Source organism: Enterobacter cloacae complex sp. P29RS (genome assembly GCF_014893445.1).
Lineage (GTDB): Bacteria > Pseudomonadota > Gammaproteobacteria > Enterobacterales > Enterobacteriaceae > Enterobacter > Enterobacter intestinihominis.
In genome coordinates this window covers 1-3,203 of sequence record NZ_JADBPZ010000043.1, presented here as the reverse complement: position 1 = coordinate 3,203, position 3,203 = coordinate 1, and the positions used below count along the sequence as shown (strand labels likewise).

Here is a 3,203-nt window from a genome sequence, read left to right as displayed (position 1 = left end):
ATTTGCTCTTTAAAAATCTGGATCAAGCTGAAAATTGAAACGACACACAGCTCATGTGTGTTCGAGTCTCTCAAATTTTCGCAATCAGAAGTGAAACATCTTCGGGTTGTGAGGTTAAGCGACTAAGCGTACACGGTGGATGCCCTGGCAGTCAGAGGCGATGAAGGACGTGCTAATCTGCGAAAAGCGCCGGCGAGGTGATATGAACCTTTGACCCGGCGATGTCCGAATGGGGAAACCCAGTGCAATCCGTTGCACTATCGTTAACTGAATACATAGGTTAACGAGGCGAACCGGGGGAACTGAAACATCTAAGTACCCCGAGGAAAAGAAATCAACCGAGATTCCCCCAGTAGCGGCGAGCGAACGGGGAGCAGCCCGGAGTCTGAATCAGCTTGTGTGTTAGTGGAACGGTCTGGAAAGTCCGACGGTACAGGGTGATAGTCCCGTACACGAAAACACACATGCTGTGAACTCGAAGAGTAGGGCGGGACACGTGGTATCCTGTCTGAATATGGGGGGACCATCCTCCAAGGCTAAATACTCCTGACTGACCGATAGTGAACCAGTACCGTGAGGGAAAGGCGAAAAGAACCCCGGCGAGGGGAGTGAAAAAGAACCTGAAACCGTGTACGTACAAGCAGTGGGAGCCTCTTTATGGGGTGACTGCGTACCTTTTGTATAATGGGTCAGCGACTTATATTCTGTAGCAAGGTTAACCGTATAGGGGAGCCGAAGGGAAACCGAGTCTTAACTGGGCGTTAAGTTGCAGGGTATAGACCCGAAACCCGGTGATCTAGCCATGGGCAGGTTGAAGGTTGGGTAACACTAACTGGAGGACCGAACCGACTAATGTTGAAAAATTAGCGGATGACCTGTGGCTGGGGGTGAAAGGCCAATCAAACCGGGAGATAGCTGGTTCTCCCCGAAAGCTATTTAGGTAGCGCCTCGTGAACTCATCTTCGGGGGTAGAGCACTGTTTCGGCTAGGGGGCCATCCCGGCTTACCAACCCGATGCAAACTACGAATACCGAAGAATGTTATCACGGGAGACACACGGCGGGTGCTAACGTCCGTCGTGAAGAGGGAAACAACCCAGACCGCCAGCTAAGGTCCCAAAGTCATGGTTAAGTGGGAAACGATGTGGGAAGGCACAGACAGCCAGGATGTTGGCTTAGAAGCAGCCATCATTTAAAGAAAGCGTAATAGCTCACTGGTCGAGTCGGCCTGCGCGGAAGATGTAACGGGGCTAAACCATGCACCGAAGCTGCGGCAGCGACGCTTATGCGTTGTTGGGTAGGGGAGCGTTCTGTAAGCCGTTGAAGGTGTCCTGTGAGGGGTGCTGGAGGTATCAGAAGTGCGAATGCTGACATAAGTAACGATAAAGCGGGTGAAAAGCCCGCTCGCCGGAAGACCAAGGGTTCCTGTCCAACGTTAATCGGGGCAGGGTGAGTCGACCCCTAAGGCGAGGCCGAAAGGCGTAGTCGATGGGAAACAGGTTAATATTCCTGTACTTGGTGTTACTGCGAAGGGGGGACGGAGAAGGCTATGTCAGCCGGGCGACGGTTGTCCCGGTTTAAGCATGTAGGCGGAGGTTCCAGGTAAATCCGGTACCTTGTTAACGCTGAGGTGTGATGACGAGGCACTACGGTGCTGAAGTGATAAATGCCCTGCTTCCAGGAAAAGCCTCTAAGCATCAGGTAACACGAAATCGTACCCCAAACCGACACAGGTGGTCAGGTAGAGAATACCAAGGCGCTTGAGAGAACTCGGGTGAAGGAACTAGGCAAAATGGTGCCGTAACTTCGGGAGAAGGCACGCTGATATGTAGGTGAAGTCCCTGCGGACGGAGCTGAAATCAGTCGAAGATACCAGCTGGCTGCAACTGTTTATTAAAAACACAGCACTGTGCAAACACGAAAGTGGACGTATACGGTGTGACGCCTGCCCGGTGCCGGAAGGTTAATTGATGGGGTTAGCGGCAACGCGAAGCTCTTGATCGAAGCCCCGGTAAACGGCGGCCGTAACTATAACGGTCCTAAGGTAGCGAAATTCCTTGTCGGGTAAGTTCCGACCTGCACGAATGGCGTAATGATGGCCAGGCTGTCTCCACCCGAGACTCAGTGAAATTGAACTCGCTGTGAAGATGCAGTGTACCCGCGGCAAGACGGAAAGACCCCGTGAACCTTTACTATAGCTTGACACTGAACACTGGTCCTTGATGTGTAGGATAGGTGGGAGGCTTTGAAGCGTGGACGCCAGTCTGCGTGGAGCCAACCTTGAAATACCACCCTTTAATGGCTGGTGTTCTAACGTAGACCCGTAATCCGGGTTGCGGACAGTGTCTGGTGGGTAGTTTGACTGGGGCGGTCTCCTCCCAAAGAGTAACGGAGGAGCACGAAGGTTGGCTAATCCTGGTCGGACATCAGGAGGTTAGTGCAATGGCATAAGCCAGCTTGACTGCGAGCGTGACGGCGCGAGCAGGTGCGAAAGCAGGTCATAGTGATCCGGTGGTTCTGAATGGAAGGGCCATCGCTCAACGGATAAAAGGTACTCCGGGGATAACAGGCTGATACCGCCCAAGAGTTCATATCGACGGCGGTGTTTGGCACCTCGATGTCGGCTCATCACATCCTGGGGCTGAAGTAGGTCCCAAGGGTATGGCTGTTCGCCATTTAAAGTGGTACGCGAGCTGGGTTTAGAACGTCGTGAGACAGTTCGGTCCCTATCTGCCGTGGGCGCTGGAGAATTGAGGGGGGCTGCTCCTAGTACGAGAGGACCGGAGTGGACGCATCACTGGTGTTCGGGTTGTCATGCCAATGGCACTGCCCGGTAGCTAAATGCGGAAGAGATAAGTGCTGAAAGCATCTAAGCACGAAACTTGCCCCGAGATGAGTTCTCCCTGAGACCTTGAGTCTCCTGAAGGAACGTTGAAGACTACGACGTTGATAGGTCGGGTGTGTAAGCGCAGCGATGCGTTGAGCTAACCGATACTAATGAACCGTGAGGCTTAACCTTACAACGCCGAAGCTGTTTTGGCGAAGAGAGACAGACACGATTTTCAGCCTGATACAGATTAACAGAATTTGCCTGGCGGCTTTAGCGCGGTGGTCCCACCTGACCCCATGCCGAACTCAGAAGTGAAACGCCGTAGCGCCGATGGTAGTGTGGGGTCTCCCCATGTGAGAGTAGGGAACTGCCAG

General features: G+C 53.1%; 2 rRNA genes. Both read left to right on the top strand.

Going from position 1 to position 3,203, the window contains the following annotated elements:
* Window positions 1-112: 112 nt before the first annotated feature.
* Window positions 113-3,018: ribosomal RNA gene (locus tag IM282_RS21755) — 23S ribosomal RNA — on the top strand.
* 71 nt (window positions 3,019-3,089) lie between these two features.
* A 5S ribosomal RNA gene (gene rrf / locus IM282_RS21750) occupies window positions 3,090-3,203 on the top strand; the annotation flags it as partial.